This window comes from Pseudomonas sp. NPDC087817 (genome assembly GCF_044742875.1).
Taxonomy (GTDB): domain Bacteria; phylum Pseudomonadota; class Gammaproteobacteria; order Pseudomonadales; family Pseudomonadaceae; genus Aquipseudomonas.
Genome location: NZ_JBIUVJ010000190.1, coordinates 1 through 1,018, shown reverse-complemented (window position 1 = coordinate 1,018; position 1,018 = coordinate 1). Strand labels below are relative to the sequence as shown.

1 protein-coding gene is annotated in these 1,018 nt (G+C 61.8%); it reads left to right on the top strand.

Translation table 11 applies throughout. From position 1 onward, the window contains the following. Positions 1-1,018 (top strand): RelA/SpoT family protein (locus ACIONG_RS30630; protein WP_401304785.1); only part of this gene is annotated, 1,018 nt, incomplete at both ends.

The following is a 1,018-nucleotide window of genomic DNA, read 5'->3' as shown; positions in this document are numbered from 1 at the left end:
GGCGCTGTGCATAATTTGTACAAACCGATGCCGGGACGCTTCAAGGACTACATCGCGATTCCCAAGGCCAAAGGCTCTCAGTCGCTGCACACCACGGTGTTCGGCATGCACGGCGTACCGATCGAGATCCAGATCCGCACCCGCGAAATGGAAGAGATGGCCAACAACGGCATTGCCGCTCATTGGCTGTACAAATCCAGCGGTGACGAGCAGCCGAAAGGCACTCACGCGCGCGCCCGCCAGTGGGTCAAAGGCGTGCTGGAAATGCAGCAACGTGCCGGCAACTCGCTGGAATTCATCGAGAGCGTGAAGATCGACCTGTTCCCGGACGAGGTCTACGTGTTCACGCCCAAAGGCCGGATCATGGAGCTGCCAAAAGGCTCCACGGCGGTCGACTTCGCCTACGCGGTGCACACCGACGTCGGCAACAGCTGTATCGCCTGCCGGATCAACCGCCGCCTCGCACCGCTGTCCGAACCGCTGCAAAGCGGCTCCACGGTCGAGATCGTCAGCGCCCCCGGTGCACGACCGAACCCGGCCTGGCTCAACTTCGTCGTCACCGGCAAGGCGCGAACGCACATTCGCCATGCGCTGAAACTGCAACGCCGCTCGGAATCCATCAGCCTCGGCGAACGCCTGCTGAACAAGGTCCTCAACGGTTTCGACAGCGCGCTGGAGAAGATCCCGGCCGAACGCGTCAAAGCGATGCTCACCGAGTACCGCCTCGAACTGATTGAAGACCTGCTCGAAGACATTGGTCTGGGCAATCGCATGGCCTACGTCGTCGCCCGCCGCTTGCTCGGTGAAGGCGAACAACTGCCGAGTCCGGAAGGCCCGCTGGCGATTCGCGGCACCGAAGGTCTGGTTCTCAGCTACGCCAAATGTTGTACGCCGATCCCGGGCGACCCGATTGTCGGGCATCTGTCGGCGGGCAAAGGCATGGTCGTGCACCTGGACAACTGCCGCAACATCAGCGAAATCCGCCACAACCCGGAAAAATGCATCCAGCTCTCGTGGG